Annotated in this window: 25 protein-coding genes; 14 read left to right on the top strand and 11 right to left on the bottom strand. The window is 65.9% G+C overall.

Annotation, left to right across the window (positions count from 1 at the left end; translation table 11 throughout):
• Window positions 1–71: 71 nt before the first annotated feature.
• Window positions 72–524 carry a Rid family hydrolase gene (locus QN315_RS11095; RefSeq protein WP_323989334.1) on the top strand — a complete coding sequence of 151 codons (453 nt, stop codon included), beginning with the start codon at window positions 72–74 and terminating at the stop codon, window positions 522–524.
• 268 nt (window positions 525–792) lie between these two features.
• On the opposite strand, the gene QN315_RS11090 is transcribed toward QN315_RS11095, so the two are convergent.
• The 3 genes from QN315_RS11090 to QN315_RS11080 form a co-directional block, all read right to left on the bottom strand.
• Window positions 793–1,068 (bottom strand): pentapeptide MXKDX repeat protein, encoded by a 276-nt coding sequence (locus tag QN315_RS11090; protein ID WP_323989333.1) that lies wholly within the window; start codon window positions 1,066–1,068, stop codon window positions 793–795.
• A gap of 123 nt (window positions 1,069–1,191) precedes the next feature.
• Complete coding sequence (locus tag QN315_RS11085; RefSeq protein ID WP_323993414.1) at window positions 1,192–1,485, bottom strand: molybdopterin-dependent oxidoreductase; 294 nt, start codon at window positions 1,483–1,485, stop codon at window positions 1,192–1,194.
• Window positions 1,424–1,720, bottom strand: coding sequence for a hypothetical protein (locus QN315_RS11080; RefSeq protein ID WP_323993823.1), 297 nt, complete (start codon window positions 1,718–1,720; stop codon window positions 1,424–1,426). The genes QN315_RS11085 and QN315_RS11080 overlap by 62 nt, the downstream gene beginning before the upstream one ends.
• Window positions 1,721–1,872: 152 nt before the next feature.
• Between QN315_RS11080 and msrB the strand changes: the two genes are divergently transcribed.
• Genes msrB through QN315_RS11060 form a run of 4 tightly spaced genes read left to right on the top strand, consistent with a single transcriptional unit; the run spans window position 1,873 to window position 4,245 of the window.
• Window positions 1,873–2,337 (top strand): peptide-methionine (R)-S-oxide reductase MsrB, encoded by a 465-nt coding sequence (gene msrB, locus QN315_RS11075; RefSeq protein ID WP_323989332.1) that lies wholly within the window; start codon window positions 1,873–1,875, stop codon window positions 2,335–2,337.
• Between the two features lie 12 nt (window positions 2,338–2,349).
• On the top strand, window positions 2,350–3,054 hold the full coding sequence (msrA, locus tag QN315_RS11070) for a peptide-methionine (S)-S-oxide reductase MsrA (RefSeq protein ID WP_323989331.1): 705 nt from the start codon (window positions 2,350–2,352) through the stop codon (window positions 3,052–3,054).
• Window positions 3,055–3,083: 29 nt separating this feature from the next.
• Window positions 3,084–3,614 carry a sigma-70 family RNA polymerase sigma factor gene (locus QN315_RS11065; RefSeq protein ID WP_317135219.1) on the top strand — a complete coding sequence of 177 codons (531 nt, stop codon included), beginning with the start codon at window positions 3,084–3,086 and terminating at the stop codon, window positions 3,612–3,614.
• Entirely contained in the window at window positions 3,604–4,245 is a 642-nt protein-coding gene (locus QN315_RS11060; protein ID WP_323989330.1) for a DUF1109 domain-containing protein, read from the top strand. The genes QN315_RS11065 and QN315_RS11060 overlap by 11 nt, the downstream gene beginning before the upstream one ends.
• 26 nt (window positions 4,246–4,271) lie before the next feature.
• Here QN315_RS11060 and yghU read toward each other — a convergent pair whose 3' ends face one another.
• From yghU to QN315_RS11040, 4 genes are all read right to left on the bottom strand, one after another.
• Window positions 4,272–5,147: a glutathione-dependent disulfide-bond oxidoreductase gene (yghU, locus tag QN315_RS11055; protein ID WP_323989329.1), complete on the bottom strand. Its 876-nt coding sequence runs from the start codon at window positions 5,145–5,147 to the stop codon at window positions 4,272–4,274.
• A gap of 217 nt (window positions 5,148–5,364) precedes the next feature.
• A complete protein-coding gene (locus QN315_RS11050; RefSeq protein WP_323989328.1) occupies window positions 5,365–6,039 on the bottom strand; it encodes a peroxiredoxin-like family protein in 675 nt (224 codons plus the stop codon).
• A 106-nt stretch (window positions 6,040–6,145) separates the two neighbouring features.
• Entirely contained in the window at window positions 6,146–7,240 is a 1,095-nt protein-coding gene (locus tag QN315_RS11045) for an alkene reductase (protein WP_323989327.1), read from the bottom strand.
• Between the two features lie 42 nt (window positions 7,241–7,282).
• Window positions 7,283–7,963, bottom strand: coding sequence for a glutathione S-transferase N-terminal domain-containing protein (locus QN315_RS11040; protein ID WP_323989326.1), 681 nt, complete (start codon window positions 7,961–7,963; stop codon window positions 7,283–7,285).
• Window positions 7,964–8,076: 113 nt separating this feature from the next.
• On the opposite strand from QN315_RS11040, the gene QN315_RS11035 reads away from it, so the two are divergent.
• The gene (locus QN315_RS11035) at window positions 8,077–8,961 is read left to right on the top strand and encodes a LysR family transcriptional regulator (protein ID WP_323989325.1); all 885 of its coding nucleotides are present in this window, start codon (window positions 8,077–8,079) and stop codon (window positions 8,959–8,961) included.
• A 39-nt stretch (window positions 8,962–9,000) separates the two neighbouring features.
• Here QN315_RS11035 and QN315_RS11030 read toward each other — a convergent pair whose 3' ends face one another.
• Window positions 9,001–9,633 (bottom strand): TetR/AcrR family transcriptional regulator, encoded by a 633-nt coding sequence (locus tag QN315_RS11030; RefSeq protein WP_323989324.1) that lies wholly within the window; start codon window positions 9,631–9,633, stop codon window positions 9,001–9,003.
• Between the two features lie 38 nt (window positions 9,634–9,671).
• Between QN315_RS11030 and QN315_RS11025 the strand changes: the two genes are divergently transcribed.
• Window positions 9,672–10,211 (top strand): redoxin domain-containing protein, encoded by a 540-nt coding sequence (locus tag QN315_RS11025; protein WP_323989323.1) that lies wholly within the window; start codon window positions 9,672–9,674, stop codon window positions 10,209–10,211.
• Between the two features lie 167 nt (window positions 10,212–10,378).
• Here the strand turns inward: QN315_RS11025 and QN315_RS11020 are convergent, their stop codons facing one another.
• Window positions 10,379–11,248 carry a peptidylprolyl isomerase gene (locus QN315_RS11020; RefSeq protein ID WP_323989322.1) on the bottom strand — a complete coding sequence of 290 codons (870 nt, stop codon included), beginning with the start codon at window positions 11,246–11,248 and terminating at the stop codon, window positions 10,379–10,381.
• A gap of 159 nt (window positions 11,249–11,407) precedes the next feature.
• Between QN315_RS11020 and QN315_RS11015 the strand changes: the two genes are divergently transcribed.
• Both QN315_RS11015 and QN315_RS11010 read left to right on the top strand, forming a co-directional pair.
• Window positions 11,408–11,968, top strand: coding sequence for a sugar O-acetyltransferase (locus QN315_RS11015; protein WP_323989321.1), 561 nt, complete (start codon window positions 11,408–11,410; stop codon window positions 11,966–11,968).
• Window positions 11,969–12,211: 243 nt separating this feature from the next.
• On the top strand, window positions 12,212–12,592 hold the full coding sequence (locus tag QN315_RS11010) for a hypothetical protein (protein ID WP_176638947.1): 381 nt from the start codon (window positions 12,212–12,214) through the stop codon (window positions 12,590–12,592).
• A 97-nt stretch (window positions 12,593–12,689) separates the two neighbouring features.
• Here QN315_RS11010 and rho read toward each other — a convergent pair whose 3' ends face one another.
• Both rho and QN315_RS11000 read right to left on the bottom strand, forming a co-directional pair.
• Window positions 12,690–14,000, bottom strand: a complete 1,311-nt coding sequence (gene rho / locus QN315_RS11005; protein ID WP_176638948.1) for a transcription termination factor Rho — start codon at window positions 13,998–14,000, stop codon at window positions 12,690–12,692.
• 274 nt (window positions 14,001–14,274) lie between these two features.
• Complete coding sequence (locus tag QN315_RS11000) at window positions 14,275–15,267, bottom strand: magnesium transporter CorA family protein (RefSeq protein WP_323989320.1); 993 nt, start codon at window positions 15,265–15,267, stop codon at window positions 14,275–14,277.
• A gap of 184 nt (window positions 15,268–15,451) precedes the next feature.
• Between QN315_RS11000 and trpB the strand changes: the two genes are divergently transcribed.
• The 5 genes from trpB (at window position 15,452) to QN315_RS10975 (ending at window position 20,869) form a co-directional block, all read left to right on the top strand.
• A complete protein-coding gene (trpB, locus tag QN315_RS10995; protein ID WP_323993411.1) occupies window positions 15,452–16,666 on the top strand; it encodes a tryptophan synthase subunit beta in 1,215 nt (404 codons plus the stop codon).
• Window positions 16,663–17,487, top strand: a complete 825-nt coding sequence (gene trpA / locus QN315_RS10990; RefSeq protein WP_323989319.1) for a tryptophan synthase subunit alpha — start codon at window positions 16,663–16,665, stop codon at window positions 17,485–17,487. The genes trpB and trpA overlap by 4 nt, the downstream gene beginning before the upstream one ends.
• Window positions 17,488–17,611: 124 nt before the next feature.
• Window positions 17,612–18,487: an acetyl-CoA carboxylase, carboxyltransferase subunit beta gene (accD, locus tag QN315_RS10985; RefSeq protein WP_323989318.1), complete on the top strand. Its 876-nt coding sequence runs from the start codon at window positions 17,612–17,614 to the stop codon at window positions 18,485–18,487.
• A 13-nt stretch (window positions 18,488–18,500) separates the two neighbouring features.
• Complete coding sequence (locus QN315_RS10980; RefSeq protein WP_323989317.1) at window positions 18,501–19,850, top strand: folylpolyglutamate synthase/dihydrofolate synthase family protein; 1,350 nt, start codon at window positions 18,501–18,503, stop codon at window positions 19,848–19,850.
• Between the two features lie 20 nt (window positions 19,851–19,870).
• The gene (locus QN315_RS10975; protein WP_323989315.1) at window positions 19,871–20,869 is read left to right on the top strand and encodes a nucleoside hydrolase; all 999 of its coding nucleotides are present in this window, start codon (window positions 19,871–19,873) and stop codon (window positions 20,867–20,869) included.
• The last annotated feature ends 99 nt before the right edge of the window (window positions 20,870–20,968 follow it).

Here is a 20,968-nt window from a genome sequence, read left to right as displayed (position 1 = left end):
CAGCAAAGCCCTTTTTATAAGGTATTCGTAATGATAAGGTATTTCCATAAATTTTTTATAAAGAGGTAATCATGCGCTACGTTGCTCCCGCTCTCCTTGCAATGCTGCTCGCCACCGCATCGCAGGCCGCGACAAAGGTTAAGCATTTTGCGCCCGAGGGAGTGCCGGCGAGTCTGACCAACGCTCCGCCATTTAGCGGCGCCGTTTTGGCCGGTAATACCCTCTATATCGCCGGTACTACCGACCATGACCCTGCTACAGGTAAACCGGGTGCCGACGCGACAACTGGCGCTAAAATGGTGCTTGATAGCATCAAAAAGACTGTCGAAAATGCCGGCCTCACCATGGACGACCTCGTATGGGTACAGATCTTTGCTTCTGATATTAAAGATTTCGCGGCGTTCAACGCCGTCTATCGGACCTATTTCAAAGGATCAATGCCGGCTCGCGCTTTCATCGGAGCGCGCAGCCTGCTGGGTGGCGCGCATTTTGAGGTGATGGGTATCGCCGTCAAATCGAAGTAATCATCAAGGATTCAGGCTATTTATATAGAGATGGATAGAGATGGCGGAGCGCGGTTTTATTCCGTCGCTTCGACGCAACTGATGGCCTTGGTCAGCCTCAGGCGTCAGCACCGTACCAAGAATTTGGAAAGAGCGTAATGCGGCGGCGGAAAGTCCGCTTCTGGAGAAAAATTTGAAAAAGCGGGCTTTAAAACTGGCGGGCGAACGACGAGCGAATAAAAAGACTCTCTCGGCGATCGCCCCCCAAGTTAGATAATGCGATAGCCTGTCAGTTGGGCTTGGACATACCGTCATGTGATGGCGCCATCATCATGCCGTCATGGCTCATCGAATCCTTGGACATCGAATTTTTCGCCATGCCGTGATGGGTGATGTCCGCGTGTTTCCCCATGCCGTCTTTCGACATGGTGTTCGACGCCATCCTGTCGTGCGACATGGCATTTCTGGACATGCCGTTATGCATCATCGCGTCATGCGACATGCTTTCCTGCGCAACCGCGGCGCTCACGACGGCGATATTGGAACAAAATGCGGCGGCGACCATGAGACGGCGAATGACCATGAAGCTTCTCCTCAATTGAAAAACAGTTCTGCGGGATAGGCCATTCCATCCCACTGTCCTGTTCTTCGCTTGCAGGAGGCCGGAGGTTACAGCGGGCGGATTATTTTACGATCCGCTGAACCAGTCATATCCCTGATCCTCCCAATAGCCGCCGGGAAAGCGGTTCGTGACGATGATCGCCGCCAGATATTTCGGCTTCTTGTAGCCCAGCTTCGTCGGGATCCGGACCTTCATGGGGGCGCCATAGGCCGCCGGCAGCGCGGCATCGTCGAAATCCGGTACCATGATGGTCTGCGGATGCAGGGCCGTCGCCATATCGATGCCGGTCGAATAATCGTCAAAACAGTGAAAAACGACGTATTTCGCCCGCAAACCGGCCCCGACATGCTGCAGGACCATCGAAAGCGGCACGCCGGACCAGCAGCCGATCGCGCTCCAGCCCTTCACGCAGATGCCAGGCGATCCCGCGGGCAAGCCATCCCCCCAATGTCATCCACGGCGGAAAGGTGAACGGCAGGATGGGCGAGGCATTGTAGATCTGCCACCCGCTACCAATCATGGCGAGCATCGACGGCGCGCCGATCCGGTGGGTGATCCTGATGACAAGCGCGGGCGTGCGGCGCGGTCGGGGCATCTGCGGGGCCTCCTGGGAATGAGGTCGGTCCGTTCGTCCCGTGCCCGCGAATGGTTACAGGCTCATGCGAAAAGATAGTCCGCCGCCGTCCGTAACCGATGGCCCCGGCACGCCGAAGAACCGGGCACCTGTCACCGTGAAGGAGCGGTTCCATGACCTCCCGCCGCCAGTTCTGTCTTGCCTCGGTCGCGTTCCTGCTGGCCGCGCGCCCCGGCCGCGCCGCGCCGTCCTATGCCGTCTCGCATTCGGACGCGGAATGGCGCCGCCTGCTGACGCCCGCGCAATACGAGGTGCTGCGCGAAGCGGGCACCGAAGCGCCGTGGTCGAGCCCCCTTCTGAACGAACATCGACCTGGCCGCTTCGCCTGCGCCGGCTGCGACACCGCCGCGTTCGACGCCGCCACGAAATTCGAAAGCGGCACCGGCTGGCCGAGTTTCTACCGCGCCCTGCCGCATGCCGTGCAGGAGCGCGCCGACAACACGCTCGGCATGGATCGGACCGAGGTGCTGTGCGCGACCTGCGGCAGCCATCTCGGCCATGTTTTCGACGACGGCCCGCCGCCTACGGGCCTGCGCTACTGCATGAACGGCGTCGCCCTGTCGTTCCACCCGGCCTGAGAGGATCCAATCATGACACGGTCAGGAATATTCTGCATCTCCCTCATTGTCATGGGTGCGCTCGGCATGGCGTGCCAGGCCGCGGAAACGCCGTTCGCAACGCGTCTGCCGCCGCCGGCAGCCGCCGAAGCGCCCGCGACGATCCATCATGCCACCGCCGTCTTCGCCGGAGGATGTTTCTGGGGCGTCCAGAGCGTTTTCCAGCACGTACGCGGCGTCACCGCGACGCGTGCGGGATATGACGGCGGGACGAAGGACACCGCCGAATACGAGACGGTCGAAGGCGGCGATACGGGGCACGCGGAATCGGTTGTGGTCGAGTACGATCCGACGCAGGTCAGCTACGGCACGCTGATGCGTATCTTCTTCTCCGTCGCGCTGGACCCCACACAGGTGAACAGGCAATTTCCGGACGTCGGCAGCCAGTACCGCTCGGTCCTGTTCACGCGCACTCCGGAGCAGGAGACGGAGGCGCGCGCCTATATCCGGCAACTGAACGCCGCGCATGTCTTCGCGCGTCCGATCGCGACGCAGGTCGTCCCGGACCATGGCTTCTATCCGGCCGAGGATTATCACCAGAATTTCGCGGCGCGTTATCCGGAAAATTCCTATATCGCAACGTATGATGCCCCTCGGATCGAGGCGCTGAAGATGGTATACGGCGCGTACTATCGCGATCGCCCGATCCTGACGCTTGCCGCGCCCGGCGGACCGTAAGGGCGGGGGCGGCAGGAACAGGAGCGAGAGTGACGGAAGCCGAATGGAGTCACTGGATGGCGGCAGCCCAGCAGGGCGACGCCAATGCCTATCGGCTTGTGCTCGCCGAGGCCGCTGCGTGGCTGAGGCGTTTCTTCCTCCGGCGGCTGCCGCCCCCCATGATCGATGACGCCGTGCAGGACACGCTGCTCGCGGTACATGAAAAACGCCACACGTTCGATCCCTCGCAGGGATTCGGGCCGTGGCTGGCCGCGATCGCGCGCCATAAATGGATCGACCGGCTGCGGGCCGAGAACCGGGCGGACATGGTGCCGATCGAAGACGATCTGGCGATTTCCGATCACGAGGAACGAGTCACCACGACCCATGCGCTGGAACGTCTGCTCGGCATGCTGAAGCCGGCGCAGGCCGAGGTCATCCGGCTGGTGAAGCTGCAGGGATTCAGCATCGAGGAGGCAGCGCGGCGCACCGGACAATCCGCTGCCCTGGTCAAGGTCAATATTCACCGCGGGCTGGGACGGATGAACGACATGGTGATACGAGGTGGTGATGTCGACTGATCCCCTGATCGACCGGCTCGCGACCGACCTGCATCCGGTCAGGCGGCGGACGCCCTGGCGTGACGCGGCCATACTTCTGGTCCTCGGCATCAGCGAGGTCGCCTGGGTGATAATGACGGGCTTGATGCGCCCGGATATGCCGCATGCGATGCATATGCCCAGCTTCTGGTGGAAAACCGCCGGTCTTGCGGCGCTCGCTTCCATCAGCGGCGTCACCGCGCTGCTCTCGCTCAGCCCGACGCACTCGCCGCGGCGCGGTCTGCGCGTCGTCGGCGGCGTGGCGTTCGTCCTGCTGGGTCTGGGGTGGCTGGTCGATGCCCTGCAGGCTGGTCCGGCCGTTCTGTGGCACCGGCTGGACCCGGCGCACGGCCTGGTCTGCGCGCGCAAGATCGTGGAGCTTTCCCTGCCCGTCGCCCTGGCGCTCGGCCTGCTGGCAAGGCGTGGCGCACCGACCGATTCCCGCGGCACGGCATGGGCCGCGGGAATCGCCGCGTCCGCCTTCGGTGCGCTGACCTTCGCATTGGCCTGCCCGTTCGACGATCCGCTCTATCTGGCGGTATGGTACCTGTCGGCCGGCGGCGTCGTCACCCTTGCGACACGTCTTGTCCTGCCATTGCTGACGCGGTGGTAGCAGATGTGCCCCCACACGGATGCGCGTCAGCGCGCGTCCGTGAGCTTGTCCTGAGTTTTCGTATCGAAATCGCTGGCGTCGTGCCGCTCATGAAGCTGGTCCGATAACGCCCCGCTGGTACGGTTGACCTTGCGACCGCGCCGGACCGCTGGACGGGCGAAGACCTGGTCGGCCCAGCGCAGCACGTTCCTGTAATCCTGTACCGAGAGAAACTCCGCCGCGCCGTACTGCCAGCCCTTCACCAGGCCGCCATACCACGGCCAGATCGCCATATCGGCGATCGTATACTCGGCACCGGCGACGAATTCGTTTTCCGCCAGCCGGCGGTCGAGAACGTCGAGCTGACGTTTGACTTCCATCGCATAGCGGTTGATCGGATATTCCAGCTTCGTCGGCGCATAGGCGTAGAAATGGCCGAACCCGCCGCCCAGGAACGGTGCCGACCCCATCTGCCAGAACAGCCAGGACAGCGTCTCGGCACGCGCGGGCTGCTCCTTCGGCAGGAAGGCGTCGAACTTCTCCGCGAGATAGAGCAGGATCGCCCCGGATTCGAAGACGCGAACCGGCGTCGCGCCGCTGCGATCCATCAGTGCCGGAATCTTGGAATTGGGGTTGATATCGACGAAGCCTGACCCGAACTGATCGCCCTCGCCGATCCGGATCAGCCACGCATCGTATTCGGCGCCTGCATGCCCGAGCGCCAGCAACTCCTCGAGCATGATGGTGACTTTCTGTCCGTTCGGCGTGCCGAGCGAATAGAGCTGCAGCGGATGCCGGCCGACAGGAAGCGCCTTCTCATGGGTCGGCCCGGCGATCGGGCGGTTGATGCTGGCGAAGGTACCGCCGCTGGCCTTGTCCCAGGTCCAGACCCTGGGTGGGATGTAATCGGTATCGTCGGTCATCAGATGCTCTCCAGAACGTCGGTTATATGGGCGGCGGATAGTTGGATGGAAACAGCGCGGGCCGGCTTTTTTCGTTATAGCCGCTCTTGAGACTGTACTCCGTACCGATTTGCCGGGCACGGACGGCGGCAGGCCGTGGATCTACAGTCTCGAACAGCCGGGACTGGGTTAATGCCCAGGCCCGGCCTGCCTTGTTTTTCGGAAATAGCGATCCGCCTCAGACGGTAACAATCGAGGCCCTGCGCAAGGCCGGAAGCATGTCTTCAGGCTCCGGACGGCGCGTGTAATCCGGGTTCACCTCGGCATAGAGGATCACGCCGTCCCGGCCGATGACGAAGCGGCCCGGCATCGGCAGCGTCCAGCTATCGTCGCCATTGAAGCCCGGCAGATCGTTCTTCAGGTTCTGGTAGAGTTCGACCAGATAGTCGGGCAGCGCAAAACGCAGGCCGAACTTCGCGGCCACATCGTTGTGCGTGTCCGACAGGATCGGGAAATCCAGTTCGTTCTGGCGCACCGACTTGCGGCTGTTCACCGCCGTCTGCGGCGAAATGGCGATCAGGCTGGCACCGAGTTCGCGGAACGACGGCAGCGCCGCTTCAAGCGCCTGGAGTTCCATGTTGCAATAAGGGCACCAGACGCCGCGATAGAAGCTGACGACCAGCGGGCCCTTCGCCAGCAGGCCGGCGGACGAGACGGGGTTGCCGTCCGGATCGTTCAGTGTAAAGGAAGGGGCCTTGTCACCCGCCTTGAGCGCCCTTTCGGCGGCGCCGGACGCGACCAGTTCCGCGGTGGCGCGGTGCATCACCTCGATGACCGAGTACGGCACGTTATAGGGCGGCTTGCCGGCTTCGAAATCGGCCTTGAACGCATCGAGCTTCGCTTGCAGAGACATCGTTGTTTCCTTTATTGATGGTCGTGACGGGATAAAAATGGAACGACCCGTTATCCCGGGGATGAAGGCGCGGACGACTATCCGTCATTCCGCGCCGGAATGGGGGTCAGGCGACGGTTTCGTATTGCGGATAGTCGACATAGCCCTGTGCCCCGCCGCCGTAGAAGGTCGACCGGTCGTAAGGGGTAAGCGGCAGGTCGTGCCGCAGGCGTTCCGGCAGGTCGGGATTGCTGATGAAATGCCGCCCGAATGCGACCGCATCGGCGTCACCCGCCCGAATGATCGCCTCCGCGCCCGCGCCGTCGAAGCCGCCGGCGGCGATAAGCGTGCCGCTGAACACACCGCGCAGAGTCCTGGCCGCGACCGCATCGCCCTCGGCGATCAATTCCGTGCCCCTGATGCGCGGCTCGACGACATGCAGGTAGGCGATGCCCATCCCGTTCAGTTTCTCTGCGACATAGCCGAAGGTTTTCTGTGGATTGCTATCGGACATCGCGCCATAGGTGCCGCTTGGGCTCAGCCGTACGCCCACGCGACCGGCCCCCCAGACGTCGATCGCCACCTGCGTGATTTCGAGCAGGAAGCGCGCGCGATTTTCGATCGGGCCGCCATATTCGTCGGTGCGATGGTTGGTGCCGTCCTGCAGGAACTGGTCCGGCAGGTAGCCATTGGCGCCGTGGATCTCCACGCCGTCGAAACCGGCCGCTTTCGCACGCGCGGCACCCTGGCGGAACTGCTCGATGATTGCCGGAATTTCGTCGCGTTCCAGGGCACGCGGCATGGAAAACGGTACCGGGCCGTTTGCGGTATAGGCGTATCCCTCCGCCTGAATCGCGGACGGGGCAACGGGTGCGGCGCCGTCCGGCTGCAGGTCGTGATGGGACTGGCGCCCGACATGCCAGAGCTGCATGACGATCCTGCCGCCGTGGGCATGCACCGCGTCGGTGACCGTGCGCCAGCCCGCGATCTGGGCGTCGTCGTAAATTCCGGGCGCGCCGGCATAGCCGTACCCCTGCCGCGCAACGGGGGTCGCTTCCGAAACGATAAGCCCGCCGCGGGACGCGCGCTGCGTGTAGTATTCCCGCATCAGCGCCCCCGGCATGTCGCCGGGTTCCGAACGCAGGCGGGTCAACGGCGCCATGACGACCCGATGGTCGAGCGACAGCGCGCCCGCCCCGAACGGCGTGAAAAGCATGGACATGAGGGGTTCCTTGTCTGGAAAGGGTGCCAGTCTTAAAGGGTGTCAGTCTTGGGGGACGAGCGCCTCGACGCGGGCAATGCCGCGCTGCACGGCCGGACGCGCTTCGATTGTTCCGTACCAGCGCGCGACGTTGGGCGCGTCCTCGAACGACACCCCCGCGAAAGCGCGCCGCCACAACCAGCCGAAATGGGCGATATCGGCGATGGTGAACACCTCGCCGGCAACGAATGGGCGGTTCGCCAGCACGCCGTCGAGTACGCCCAGGGTGCGTTTCGCTTCGCTGGAGAAGCGCTCTATCGCGATGGGCTGCGGCTCGGCGGCGAAACGCTGGAAGAAGCCGGACTGGCCGAAAGCCGGACTCAGGCCGGAGGCATGAAAGAAGAGCTGCTCGAAGACGCGGGCGCGCGCATCGCCGCCGGCGGGTAGAAGCTGACCCGTCTTCTCGGCAAGATAAACGAGGATCGCGGCGGATTCCGTCAGGACGAAGGGGCCGTTCTCCACGGTCCGATCCAGCAGGACCGGCACCTTGCCGTTGGGATTGAGCGCCAGGAATTCCGGCGTCTTTTGCTCGCCCTTGCGGACATTGACGCCATGCAGCGTATAGGAAAGACCAAGCTCCTCGAGCGCGATCGGCACCTTGACGCTGTTCGGCGTCGCGAACGTATAAACATCAAACAGCGGCCGTGCGTCTTCGGCCGCCGCGCGTATGAATGAACCGGGCATCGAGACGCCTTCCTTCTGGCCCGGTCTGCCCGGGCATGTGAAAGACATGTCTCCTTGCCGCTCGACATGGCAGGTATGTCGAGGTGATAAGCACCATTCCCAGGAGGAATGGCATGGATCGATATCAGGCGATGGCGACGTTCGTGCGGGTGGTGGAGAGCGGCTCGTTTTCGGCAGCCGCACGTCATCTCAATGTCGGGCAGCCGGCCGTATCCAAGACCATCGCACAGCTCGAATCCCGGCTTCAGGTCAGTCTGCTCATCCGCTCCACACATGGGCTGACGCCGACTGAGGCGGGACAACGCTTCTATGAGCGGGCACGAAACGCCCTCCAGGAAGCGGACGAGGCGGAGCTTGCCGCGAAGGGGGCGGGGGCGGGCCTGTCCGGACGACTGCGCGTTTCCGCCGCGACGACATTCGCGCGATTGCATGTCATCCCGAGGCTGCCGCAATTCCTGGCGGCTCACCCGCATCTCGACGTCGATATCATTCTCGACGATCGCATGATCGACCTTATGGCCGAGGGCGTGGATATTTCGCTGCGCCTGGGTGCGCTCTCGGATTCCACGGCAGTTGCCCGGAAAATCGCCACCGGCGGCCGATCGGTACTGGCAACGCCGGCTTATCTCGCGCGGGCCGGAATGCCGCAAAGCCCTGCGGATCTCGCCAATCACGAGGCGATCGTCTACAGCCAGTTGCCGAGCGTATGGTCGTTCACGCGCGATGGTGCGGCGGTTTCGGTTTCCGTCACCGGACGTCTGCGCGTCAGCGCCGCTGAAGGACTGCGTGCCGCGATCCTGACCGATATGGGGTTGACGATCGCCTCGGACTGGATGTTTGGCCCGGAACTGGAAAACGGCGCCGTCGTCAGGGTGCTGAAGGCCTGGTCGTTGCCCTCGATCGATCTCTGGGCCGTGTTTCCCGTCGGGCACATGATGACGGCGAAAGCGCGCCAGTTCGCATCGTTCGTCGAAGAGATCATGAGACCGCCCGAGTGAGTGAGCCGCTTCGCTGAAACTGCGACGGCGGCGGAGCCATCATGTCCGGCATGAGCGATGCCGTTCCACATAGGCAAGCGCCATATCGACCGCGCATTCCAGTGACCGGGCGTCGCGAGCCGTCTTTGCCAGAAGTATGCCCCCCTGAACCGCCGCCACCATGGCAATGGCCACCCCGTCGACATCGGTATCGGGGCGGAGTTGGCCATCCTGCAGCATCCGACGCAGGCCGTTTGCGATCACCGTGGCCCAGGTCGAAAAACTCTGTTTCAGCAGCAGCCTGGCATCCTCCGAACGGGTCGACAATTCGTTTGCGAGCGAGCCGACAGGGCATCCGCCCACGCCGCCGCTGGCCCGGTAGGCTGCGACGATCATGTCTCCCCAGGCACGGAGCGCGGTGAAGGAATCGAGCGCGCCGAGATAGGCCGCATTGGCTTCCACGATGCGGCTGGTCTGCAGTTCGATGACTTCGCGAACCAGGGCCTCCTTGTTGGCGAAGTAATGGTAGAGCTGGGATTTGCTCGTGTTCGTGATGTCCATCACCTCGTCCAGACTCACGTGCTCCGCACCGCGCGCATAGACCAGTTCGGCCGCGGCCGCGACGATGCGCCGCTTCGTCGCGGCTCCGCGCGGGGTCAGAGGACGGTTCATGATCGTGGTTTCGCGGCCCATGGCTTCGTGCTTTCACATAATGGACTGGACAGTCCACTATGGAAATCGCATGCCTGCCCGACACAATCCAGATTGCTGAGGAACAGATGGCCGAGCAACTCAAGAACGGCGACAAATTTCCGGATCTCACAATCCCGCAAGTCGGCGGCGGAACGCTTCATCCGGCCCGCGATTTCGACGGAGAATACAGGGTCATCCTGATTTACCGCGGCCATTGGTGCCCGTTCTGCAACGAACAGATTGCCGCATTCGCGCACGCCGCCGACGCGTTGTCGGAAGCGGCGATCCGAGTCATGGCATTCTCGGTCGACGACGAGGCCGCGTCCGCCGCATTCGCTGCCAGGCATGACTGGCCGTTTCCGCTCGGGCATTCGGCTGACGTCGACACGATCGTCGCACGCACCGGCGCATATGACATGCGGCATCCCGGCCGCGGACATTTTCTGGAAACGACCGGCTTTGTCCTCGCGCCGGACGGATCGATCGTGAATGCCGTCTATTCGACCCGAGCCATAGGCCGCCTCGTCCCCGGCGACGTGATCCGACTGGTCGCGTTCATGCGCTCCTTGCCGAGCTAGAGCAGATCCCGTTCAAACGGAATCGTTTGAACGGGTGAAGATGCCCGGTTCAGTGGAACGTCCGCTTTGAGATACTGTCTTAGTCCACTGAATGTCTCGGATGAGGGCGAAAGCCGCCTCTGGCATCGAGCATGACCGGTTGAAACTACGAAGACGTGATCTTCCGTTTACGGCTTCGCGCGCGTCGGCACCGGGACATTGCACAGCGCGACGCCGTGGGCGGGATGGACATAGAACGGATCGGTGCGGTTGGCGCGGGCGTCGAGATAGGCCGAAAAGGCCGGGCTGTCGGTGCGCATCACCTGGAGATGCGGCTGTTGCCTGGGGGGCAGGTCGGTGGCGAGCATTATGGTGCGGATCGCGATTTTGCCGGTATTATTGGTATAAAATCCCAAAGTACCCGTCCCGCGCGGCAACGCGCCGAGATGATCCATGCCTGTCAGGACCCGGCCCACGAGCGCGAGATTGCGATCGAGCTGGCGCGGTGCTTCGCCGTTGACCGCGTAGAGTTCCTGCCCGTCGCCGGTATCGGGCGGCATGTCGCGCGCGACGCCGATCATGCCGTAGCAATGCGCGAGCCAGACGCGGTCCTGGTCCATCCCCACCGGCCACCCGGCCGCAAAGCCCGCCGCCGGTGCGTAGGGATCGGAAAAACCAAGCGGACGAACGGCGATTCCCTGACGCGGGCGGTCGTATTCGGCCGGGGGATGGGCGATGAAGCCAGTGGGCAGGCTGGCCTTTTCGTCGTGCGGGGCCCATTGCACGACGTAATCGTCCTGCACGCGGATGATCGCCCCGCCGTCCCATCGGTGCGCGCGGGCCAGCCGTATGATATTGCCGGTATGCGCCGGCGCGAATTGCGGCGCGAGTTCGATCGGAATCCGGCTGCCGTCGCCCAGCGTCATGACCAGCAGCCGGTCCGCCGGCACGTCGGCCCAGGCCGTGTCGGGCGCATGCGCCACGATTTCGGACGGGCCGGGCGCCGCGATCGCCATGGTCGGGAGCAGCAAGGCGAAGATCGGCAGGATACGGCGCATGGCGGCGATCATGCCTGTCGCGACAGGGCGGCGGCAAGACGAAAACCGCCGATTTTTCCGTGTCCGGTCTGCCGTGGCCGGTGGTTATATTCCGAGAACCCCCGGTGCCCCTTGCGCGCCGAAACGCATGCTGCGACCGCAGCCCGAGGACCATGACGCATGCCGACTGACGATCACGCCAGGGTTATTTACAGCCGGACGCCGGAATCGGCCGCCATGTTGGCACATGTCAGACGCGCCATGGCGATCACCACCAGACTGAACCGTCTGACGTTCGACGATGCGGACGAGATTCGGGCCGTGTTCAGCGAACTGATCGGTACAAAGGTGGATGAGAGCTTTTTGCTGATCCCGCCATTCTATACCGCCGGCGGAAATGAAATCCGGGTCGGGCGCCGTGTCTTCGTCAATCAGAACTGCACGTTCTATGATCTGGGCGGCCTCGACATCGCGGACGATGTGATGATCGGGCCGAATGTGAGCCTTATCACCACCGGCCACCCGGTCGAGCCTGCGCAGCGACGCACCGCCATAATCGGAAAGCCCATCGTGATTGAGAAAAACGTGTGGATCGCAGCCGGCGCGACCATCATCGGCGGCGTGACGGTGGGCGAGAATTCGGTCGTCGCGGCGGGGGCGGTCGTCACCCGGGACGTTCCCGCGAATACGCTCGTCGGCGGGAATCCGGCGCGAATCATTCGTTCGATCGGCGACGATTGAGGGAGCATCTGCTTGCAGACCAGGGTGCGGGGACCCGAGGCCCCTGCCGGGTCCGGGCAGCGCCCGGATGGTGCCGGCCGGGGAATACTCCCAGGAGAGCCGCGACCGATCTCGGAAGAGAATTGAAATATTTGTCATACGCCATGGGGGCGATTGTTCTGGCGGTGCAGGTCCCTACCTAGGCTGCGCGCATGGGTTGCATCCATGAGGGGGTGCCCCCATGGGCTGGAAGAGATTGCCACCATGACATACGCGAGATTTCTTCCGCTGGCTGCGCTGCTGGCGTTTACGGCCTGTGAGGTTCCGAGCCCCGAGCAACGCGCGCTGCTGAATGCGATGCTCGACCGTCCCGCGGTGGACGTGGTGCGCCAGTTCGGCGTGCCGACCCGCGTGTATCAGGCGGATGGGCACACGTTCCTCGCCTATATCAGTTATGATACCAACTACTATTATACCGGCGGCGGCTGGGGCTGGTACGGCCGGTGGGGCGGTCCGGGCTGGGGGCCCGGCTGGGGCTGGGGCGGTCCGTGGTGGGATGGCGCCTATGTAAGCACGTGCCAGACCACCTTCGAACTGTTCAACGACAAGGTGACGGCCTGGACGATGCGTGGCGACGGCTGCTGAAAGCCTGGCCGGAAATGCGCGCTGGCGGCGATCCTGCGCGCGTTTCCGGTGCCTTCGGTGCCCATGGCCCACAAGGCGGGCCGGTGGGCGAGGCGGATCAGGTATTCATCGCGTCGAAGAAATCCCGGTTGGTCTTGCTGTATTTCAGCTTGTCCAGCAGGAAGTCCATGGCGTCCATCGTGCCCATCGGGGCCAGGATGCGGCGAAGCACCCACATCTTGGACAGCTCGGAGCGTTCGACCAGCAATTCTTCCTTGCGGGTGCCGCTCTTGGTGATGTCGATGGCCGGGAAGGTGCGCTTGTCGGCGAGCTTGCGGTCGAGGATCAGTTCCGAGTTGCCGGTGCCCTTGAACTCTTCGAAGATCACCTCGTCCATGCGGCTGCCGGTGTCGATCAGCGCCGTGGCGATGATGGTCAGCGAGCCGCCTTCCTCGATATTGCGGGCGGCGCCGAAGAAGCGCTTGGGGCGCTGCAGGGCGTTGGCGTCCACGCCGCCGGTCAGCACCTTGCCCGACGAGGGGACGACGGTGTTGTAGGCGCGGGCCAGGCGGGTGATCGAGTCGAGCAGGATGACGACGTCACGCTTGTGCTCGACCAGGCGCTTGGCCTTTTCCAGCACCATTTCGGTGACCTGGACGTGGCGGGTCGCCGGTTCGTCGAAGGTCGAGGACACGACCTCGCCGCGCACCGAGCGGGCCATGTCGGTGACTTCTTCCGGACGTTCGTCGATCAGCAGGACGATCAGGAAGACTTCGGGATGGTTGGCCGAGATCGACGAGGCGATGCTTTGCAGCATCACGGTCTTGCCGGTGCGGGGCGGGGCGACGATCAGCGCGCGCTGGCCCATGCCGATCGGCGAGACCAGGTCGATCACGCGGGGGGTGAAATCCTTGGGCGTGCCCTTGGACCCCTTGCCACCCTTCTCGATTTTCTCGGGCTCGCCGCCTACGGCGTTGGCTTCGACTTCCATCTTCAGGCGCCGTTCGGGATAGAGCGGCGTCAAATTGTCGAAATTGATGCGGTGGCGGACCGCCTCGGGCGGTTCGAAATTGATCGTGTTGACCTTGAGCAGCGCGAAATAGCGCTCGCCGTCGCGCGGGGCGCGGATCTGGCCCTCGACCGTGTCGCCGGTGCGCAGGCCGAAGCGGCGGACCTGGCTGGGCGAGATATAGATATCGTCGGGCCCGGGCAGGTAGTTCGCCTCGGGCGAACGCAGGAAGCCGAACCCGTCGGGCAGGATTTCCAGCGTGCCTTCGCCATGGATCGCCTGGTCATTGTCGGCGAGCGTCTTGAGGATGGCGAACATCATGTCCTGCTTGCGCAGGGACGACGCGTTTTCGATCTGCAGGCCTTCGGCGTACGCCAGAAGATCCGCGGGAGTTTTGGCCTTGAGTTCGGCGAGATGCATTCAGGATGCCTTGAATGGGCAGGTCACGTACGGGAGGGAACAGGTTGACCACGGATATGGCGCATGCGCGCCTGCCAGAAGGCCGGGGGTGCCGGCAGACGGTCGACAACGTTCCAGACGGAGGGAGCGCCGGGCAGAAGAATTCCGCCTGCGATGCTTGCTACTTTAGGTAGTCGTGCCCTGAAGGTCAAGCGTGGCGGGGGGCCGGGCCGTGGCCGTGGCATCACACTTACGTTGGAGGTGGGCGTTGCAGGCGGGCGCTGCGGGCGGGCTGCTACATGCCGTCGCCCAGCCAGCCGCGCCGCCAGAACCATAGCAGCGGCAGGACGATCGTGGCCGCGATCAGTCCCAGCGCATAGCCGTAGCCGTAGCGCCAGCCCAGTTCGGGGATATCGTGGAAATTCATGCCGTAGATGCCCGCCACCAGGGTGGGCGCCACGCCGATGAAGCTGACCACGGTCAGGATCTTCATGCCGTTATTCTGTGCGATGCTGATGAAGCCCAGGGTGGCGTCGAGCAGGAACTGCACCTTGTTGGTGGTCTGGGCCACGAAATCGTTCAGCGAGGCGATGTCGCGCACCACGGTCGCCAGCCGGCCGGCAAGCCGGTCCGACACGGTGTGGCGCTTGTTCTCGCTGATGAAGATCGCCACCCGTTCCAGCCCCAGCAGGCTGTCGCGCACCGACGAGGCGAGGTCGCCCGAGCGGCCGACCCGGCGCAGCAGGGCGCGCAGGGTGCGGTCGAGCTGGCCGGCGCCGCGCTGCGGGCCCCCGGCCTGGAAGATGTCGCGCGACAGCACGTCGAGCGCCTGGCCCAGATGCTCGAGGATGTCGGCCAGGCGGTCCACCACCGCTTCCATCAGGCGGATCGCGATCTCGTCGGACGTCGGGGCTTCGTGCCCGTCGGCGCGTTTCTGGTCTTCGATCTGGCGGGCGACGGTCTCGAAGGCCGAGAAGGCGGTGAAGCGGATGGTCAGCAGCCGGTCGCGCATCAGCACGAAGCCGACCGGAGAGACAAAGAAATCGTCGGGCGTGCGGCGTATCAGCGGGGTGGAGAGATAGACCGCGTCATCCTCCATGAACAGGCGCGAGGAGCTTTCGATTTCCTCGAGTGCTTCGCGGGTGGGAATGCGCTGGCCGGTCAGGCGGGCGGCCAGGGCCTGCTCCTCGGGCGTCGGGTCGATCAGGTCCAGCCAGGCGGCCCCGGCGAAGTCGGCGGCGTCGGTCACCGTCCGGGCCGGTTCGCCGGGCGGATGGGCGAGAAACATGGCGGCGCGTCATTCCTGCTGTTCCCGATCCGGTATCGGCGGGGGCGGGCGGGCTGTCAAATCGCCAGGAAGCTGGTAATTTTCGGCCATGCGGTCCAGAACACGGGACATTCCGTATCCAAGGCTTGTGGAGAACGACGTGAGCGCAGCAGATCCCAGCGCAACCGAGCGCGGCACGGCCGGCATGCCGGGAGGCGCCAACAGCCTGCGCGGCGGCCCCGACGCGCGCGGCCGGTTCGGCATCTTCGGCGGCCAGTTCGTGGCCGAGACCCTGATGCCGCTGGTGCTGGAGCTGGATGCGGCCTACGAGGCCGCCAAGGCCGACCCGGCCTTTCGCCGCGAGCTGGATTACTATCTGCGGGATTACGTGGGCCGGCCCAGCCCGCTGTGGTTCGCGCGGCGCCTGACCGAGGAACTGGGCGGGGCGCGGATCTACATGAAGCGCGAGGAGCTGAACCATACCGGTTCGCACAAGCTCAACAACGTCATGGGTCAGATCCTGCTGGCGCGGCGGATGGGCCGGACGCGTATCGTGGCCGAGACCGGGGCGGGCCAGCATGGGGTGGCGACCGCCACGGTCTGCGCGCTGTTCGGCATGACGTGCGTCATCTACATGGGCGCCACCGACGTCGAGCGGCAGAAGCCCAACGTGTTCCGCATGCGCCTGCTGGGGGCCGAGGTCGTGCCGGTGACCGCCGGCGCCGGCACGCTGAAGGATGCGATGAACGAGGCGATGCGCGATTGGGTGACCAATGTGCGCGACACCTATTTCCTGGTCGGCACGGTGGCGGGGCCGCATCCCTATCCGCAGATGGTCCGCGACTTCCAGTCGGTGATCGGCGAGGAGACGCGCGCGCAGATGCACGAGGCCGAGGGGCGGCTGCCGGACGTGGTGGTCGCCGCGATCGGCGGCGGGTCGAACGCGATGGGGATCTTCCACCCGTTCCTGGACGAGCCGTTGGTGCGGCTGATCGGGGTCGAGGCCGCCGGGCGCGGGCTGGATTCCGGCGAGACCGCGGCGTCGATCCTGCGGGGGCGGCCGGGGGTGCTGCACGGCAACCGGACCTATCTGCTGCAGGATGCGGACGGGCAGATCGACGAGGCGCATTCGATCAGCGCCGGGCTGGATTATCCGGGCATCGGGCCGGAACATGCCTGGCTGCACGATATCGGCCGCGTCGAATATGTGGGTGCGACCGATGATGACGCGCTGGCGGCCTTTCAGCTCTGCACCCGCACCGAGGGGATCATCCCGGCGCTGGAATCGGCGCATGCGGTGGCCCATGCCGCGCGGATCGCGCCCGCGCTGAGCCCCGAGACGCTGCTGGTGGTGAATATCTCCGGCCGGGGGGACAAGGACATCTTTACCGTTGCCGCACATCTTGGAGTGACATTGTGAGCCGTATCGCCCGCCGCTTCGCCGCCCTGAAGGCGCAGGGACGCGGCGCCCTGATTCCCTACCTGCAGGCCTGCGACCCGGATTGCGAGACGTCGCTGGCGCTGTTGCGGGCGATGCCGGGGGCCGGAGCGGACCTGATCGAGATCGGCGTGCCGTTCAGCGACCCCAGCGCCGACGGGCCGATCATCCAGGCCGCCGCGCGGCGCGGGCTGAAGGCCGGGTCGAGCATGGCGCGCGTGCTGGACATGGTGGCGCGCTTCCGTGCGGAGGACGACGAGACGCCCATCGTGCTGATGGGCTATCTGAACCCGATCGAGGCCTATGGCCCGGCGCGGTTCTGCGCCGATGCGGCGCGGGCCGGGGTGGACGGGCTGATCGTCGTCGACCTGCCGCCGGAAGAGGCCGACCTGCTGGAGGGGGCTGCGGCCGCGCACGGGCTGGATATCATCCGGCTGGTGGCGCCGACCACCGTCGGCGACCGGCTGGGGCTGGTGTGCGGCCATGCCACGGGCTTCATCTATTATGTCAGCATCACCGGGGTGACGGGCACGCGCACCGCCAGCACCGAGGAACTGGCGGCGGCGCTGCCGCTGCTGCGGGCGGCGACCGGCCTGCCGGTGGCGATCGGGTTCGGCATCCGCACGCCCGAGCAGGCGGCGGCGGCGGTGCGGGTGGCCGACGCGGCGGTGGTGGCCTCGGCGCTGATCGCGACCCTGGAGGGCACGCTGGATGCCGAGGGACGCGCGACCGGCGAGACGCTGCCGCGCGTGCTGGCGCAACTGCGTGCCCTGGCCGAGGCGGTGCGCGGCGCGCGCGGCTGACGCCGCGCCGGTCCCGGCCCCCCGTATCGGAGTGTGCGCCGGGGCGCGCTCTGGCGTTCCCTGCCCCCAGATTGTATGAGGGCAGTTTTCCGGGGCCGGGGGCCCCGCGTCATGGAGAGGTGGCATGAGCTGGCTGACCGAGTATGTCCGCCCCAAGATCCGCGGTCTGCTCAAGCGCGAAGTACCGGACAATCTGTGGACCAACTGCGAATCCTGCGGCCAGATGATCTTGGTCAAGGATCTGCGGAAGGGGCTGAATGTCTGTCCGCATTGCGGCCACCATATGCGGGCCTCGGTGGCCGAGCGGTTCGCCTGGACGTTCGATCAGGGAGAATGCACGCGCATCGAGCTGCCGAAGGCGCCGGTCGACCCACTGACCTTCAGGGACCGCAAGCGCTATACCGAGCGGCTGAAGGACGAGCGCGCCAAGTCGCAGCTCGACGAATCGATGGCGGTGGCGCACGGCCGGATCGGTGGCCATGACGCGGTGGTGGCGGTGATGGCCTTCGAGTTCATCGCCGGTACGATGGGCGCGGCGCTGGGCGAGGCGTTCGTCGCGGCGGCGCGGCTGGCGGTGCTGCAGAAGACGCCGCTGATCGTCTTTACCGCTTCGGGCGGGGCGCGGATGCAGGAAGGGCTGATCAGCCTGATGCAGATGCCGCGCACCACGGTGGCGGTGCAGATGCTGCGCGAGGCCGGCCTGCCCTACATCGTCGTGCTGACCCATCCGACCACCGGCGGGGTGACCGCGTCCTTCGCCATGCTGGGCGACGTGCAGATCAGCGAGCCGAACGCGCTGATCGGCTTCGCCGGGCCGCGGGTGATCGAGGACACGGTGCGCGAGAAGCTGCCCGACGGGTTCCAGCGGGCGGAATATCTGCTGGAGCACGGCATGATCGACATGGTGGTCAAGCGTGCCGACCTGCCGGAGATGCTGGGGCGGCTGATCGGGCTGCTGAACCATCGCCAGGCCGCCGAGCCGGCCCGTCCGGCCGCCTGATCGCGGGATCGCCATGCCCCCTGCCCCCGTTTCGACGTCCGTTTCTTCGACGTCCGTCTCTCCCGTCCTGGGACCGGAATTCGTCGGCCGCGCCGGGGTGGTGCTGGAGCGGCTGAACCGGCTCTATCCGGCGCTGATCGACCTGTCGCTGGGCCGGCTGGAGGCGCTGCTGGCGCGGCTGGGCCACCCCGAGGCGCACATGCCGCCGGTGATCCATGTCGCGGGGACCAACGGCAAGGGCAGCACCTGCGCCTGCCTGCGCGCCATCGGCGAACAGGCGGGCTGGCCGGTGCATGTCATGACCTCGCCGCACCTGGTGGACGTGACCGAACGGTTCCGCGTGGCGGGGCGCATCGTGTCGAGCGACGAACTGGTGGCGGTGCTGGAGGAGATCGAGCGCGCCAATGACGGCGCGCCGATCACGGTGTTCGAGGTACTGACGGCGGCGGGGTTCGTGCTGTTCGCGCGGTATCCGGCGCGGCTGGCCGTCATCGAGGTCGGGCTGGGCGGGCGCTTCGACGCCACCAACGTGCTGGCGCGTCCGGCCGCCTGCGCGATCACCGCGATTTCGATGGATCACGAATCGTTCCTGGGCGACAGTCTGGCGGCGATCGCCGGCGAGAAGGCCGGGATCATGAAGCCGGGCGTGCCCGTGGTGACCGGCCGTCAGGCGCCGGAGGCGATGGCGGTGCTGCGCGCCGTGGCGGCCGAGCGCGGCGCCCGCCTGCTGGTGCGCGACGAGGATTGGTCGGTCGCGTCCGTGCCGGGCGGATTGCGCTATGCGGACGGCGAAGGCGTGCTGGACCTGCCGCCGCCCGCGCTGTCCGGCGCGCACCAGGTGGACAATGCCGGCCTGGCGGTGGCGGCGCTGCGCGCCAGCGGGCTGGCGGTGCCCGCGGCCGGCTGGGGCGGGATCGCCCGCGCGGAATGGCCGGCGCGGATGCAGCGCCTGCACGGCGCGCTGGCCGGGCTGCTGCCCGCCGACTGGGAATTGTGGCTGGATGGCGGGCATAATCCCGGGGCCGGCCAGGCGCTGGCGGACGTGCTGTCGCGCTGGTCCGACCGGCCGGTGCATCTGGTGGTCGGCATGAAGCAGACCAAGGATGTAGCGGGCTTCCTGGCGCCGATGCTGCCTCATGCCGCCAGCGTGCAGGCGGTGGCCGAAGAGGACCAGCATCTGGCGCTGCCGATCGAGGCGATCATCGCGGCATCGTCGGGCCGGGCGATACCGGGCCCGACGATCCGCGCGGCGCTGGAGCGTCTGGCGGCCGCGCCGGACGCGCGGCCGGGGCGGGTGGTGATCTGCGGCAGCCTGTATCTGGCCGGCGTGGCGTTGCGCCAGGATGGCTGGACGGCCCGCTGACGGGACTTGCCGAGGAGGGCATGATGCGGCGGCACAAGGTGATTTTCGACACCGATCCCGGTGTGGACGATGCGATGGCGCTGCGCTTCCTGACGCGGCGGCCGGAATTCGACCTGCTGGCGGTGACCACGGTGTTCGGCAACCTGGATATCGGCACCGTCACGCGCAACGCGCTGTGGCTGGCCGACCGGATGGATTTGTCGGTGCCGGTGGCGCGGGGGGCGGCGGCGCCGCTGGCCCGCGCGCGCGGACATGGCGCGCCGCACGTGCATGGCGCGAACGGGCTGGGCGATATTCCGCTGACCGGGCCGCTGACCGGGCCACTGACCGGGCTGCTGGCCGATCCGTCGGTCCGGGCGGCCGATCCGCGCCCGGCCTGGCAGGTGATCGTCGAGCTGGTGCGGGCCCATCCGGGCGAGGTGACGCTGATCGCCGTGGGGCCGCTGACCAACCTGGCGCTGGCGCTGGCGCATGATCCCGAGATCGCCGGGCTGGTGGCCGGGGTCAGCCTGATGGGCGGGGCGTTCGGCACGCGCGGCCATCGGGGCAACGTCTCGCCGGTGGCCGAGGCCAACATCCTGTCCGACCCCGAGGCGGCGGACCGGGTGGTGACCGCGCCCTGGCCGGTGACGATGCTGGGGCTGGACGTGACGCAGCATGTGGTGATGGACGCCGCCTATCTGGACCGGCTGGGGGCGGCGGGCGCGGATGGGGCGTTCCTGCGCGCCGTGTCGCGCTTCTACCAGGCATTCCACGAGCGGTCGCGCGGGCTGGCCGGGATCTTCGCCCATGACAGCCTGGCGGTGATCCAGGTGATGGCGCCGCATCTCTTCACCCTGCGGCGGGGGCCGGTCCGCGTGGCGTGCGGCGGAATCGCCGACGGCCAGACGATCCAGAAGCCGGACGGCGTGCCCTGCCCGCCCCTGCCGGCCTGGGACGTCCATCCGGCGCAGGCGGTGGCGGTGGATGTCGACGCGGCCGGGGCGCTGACGCTGTATGCCGAGACGTTCGGCGTCTGACGGGGCCCCCGGCTCGACGGTCCTGCCTCGCATACAGCGACAGGGCAGCCGTTATGCAAGCAGATCCCGTTCAAATGGAATCGTTTGAACGGGGGTGAA

Source organism: Nguyenibacter sp. L1 (assembly GCF_035199985.1).
GTDB lineage: Bacteria > Pseudomonadota > Alphaproteobacteria > Acetobacterales > Acetobacteraceae > Gluconacetobacter > Gluconacetobacter vanlangensis.
This window is presented reverse-complemented; position numbering and strand designations above follow the sequence as displayed.

Bases quoted from the DNA above. Each gene is read 5' to 3' on its own strand.
- QN315_RS11095 (WP_323989334.1), top strand. From the start codon at position 72: ATGCGCTACGTTGCTCCCGCTCTCCTTGCAATGCTGCTCGCCACCGCA.
- QN315_RS11090 (WP_323989333.1), bottom strand. From the start codon at position 1,068: ATGGTCGCCGCCGCATTTTGTTCCAATATCGCCGTCGTGAGCGCCGCG.
- QN315_RS11085 (WP_323993414.1), bottom strand. From the start codon at position 1,485: ATGGTCCTGCAGCATGTCGGGGCCGGTTTGCGGGCGAAATACGTCGTT.
- QN315_RS11080 (WP_323993823.1), bottom strand. From the start codon at position 1,720: ATGCCCCGACCGCGCCGCACGCCCGCGCTTGTCATCAGGATCACCCAC.
- msrB (WP_323989332.1), top strand. From the start codon at position 1,873: ATGACCTCCCGCCGCCAGTTCTGTCTTGCCTCGGTCGCGTTCCTGCTG.
- msrA (WP_323989331.1), top strand. From the start codon at position 2,350: ATGACACGGTCAGGAATATTCTGCATCTCCCTCATTGTCATGGGTGCG.
- QN315_RS11060 (WP_323989330.1), top strand. From the start codon at position 3,604: ATGTCGACTGATCCCCTGATCGACCGGCTCGCGACCGACCTGCATCCG.
- yghU (WP_323989329.1), bottom strand. From the start codon at position 5,147: ATGACCGACGATACCGATTACATCCCACCCAGGGTCTGGACCTGGGAC.
- QN315_RS11050 (WP_323989328.1), bottom strand. From the start codon at position 6,039: ATGTCTCTGCAAGCGAAGCTCGATGCGTTCAAGGCCGATTTCGAAGCC.
- QN315_RS11045 (WP_323989327.1), bottom strand. From the start codon at position 7,240: ATGTCCATGCTTTTCACGCCGTTCGGGGCGGGCGCGCTGTCGCTCGAC.
- QN315_RS11040 (WP_323989326.1), bottom strand. From the start codon at position 7,963: ATGCCCGGTTCATTCATACGCGCGGCGGCCGAAGACGCACGGCCGCTG.
- QN315_RS11035 (WP_323989325.1), top strand. From the start codon at position 8,077: ATGGATCGATATCAGGCGATGGCGACGTTCGTGCGGGTGGTGGAGAGC.
- QN315_RS11030 (WP_323989324.1), bottom strand. From the start codon at position 9,633: ATGGGCCGCGAAACCACGATCATGAACCGTCCTCTGACCCCGCGCGGA.
- QN315_RS11025 (WP_323989323.1), top strand. From the start codon at position 9,672: ATGGAAATCGCATGCCTGCCCGACACAATCCAGATTGCTGAGGAACAG.
- QN315_RS11020 (WP_323989322.1), bottom strand. From the start codon at position 11,248: ATGCGCCGTATCCTGCCGATCTTCGCCTTGCTGCTCCCGACCATGGCG.
- QN315_RS11015 (WP_323989321.1), top strand. From the start codon at position 11,408: ATGCCGACTGACGATCACGCCAGGGTTATTTACAGCCGGACGCCGGAA.
- QN315_RS11010 (WP_176638947.1), top strand. From the start codon at position 12,212: ATGACATACGCGAGATTTCTTCCGCTGGCTGCGCTGCTGGCGTTTACG.
- rho (WP_176638948.1), bottom strand. From the start codon at position 14,000: ATGCATCTCGCCGAACTCAAGGCCAAAACTCCCGCGGATCTTCTGGCG.
- QN315_RS11000 (WP_323989320.1), bottom strand. From the start codon at position 15,267: ATGTTTCTCGCCCATCCGCCCGGCGAACCGGCCCGGACGGTGACCGAC.
- trpB (WP_323993411.1), top strand. From the start codon at position 15,452: ATGCCGGGAGGCGCCAACAGCCTGCGCGGCGGCCCCGACGCGCGCGGC.
- accD (WP_323989318.1), top strand. From the start codon at position 17,612: ATGAGCTGGCTGACCGAGTATGTCCGCCCCAAGATCCGCGGTCTGCTC.
- QN315_RS10980 (WP_323989317.1), top strand. From the start codon at position 18,501: ATGCCCCCTGCCCCCGTTTCGACGTCCGTTTCTTCGACGTCCGTCTCT.
- QN315_RS10975 (WP_323989315.1), top strand. From the start codon at position 19,871: ATGATGCGGCGGCACAAGGTGATTTTCGACACCGATCCCGGTGTGGAC.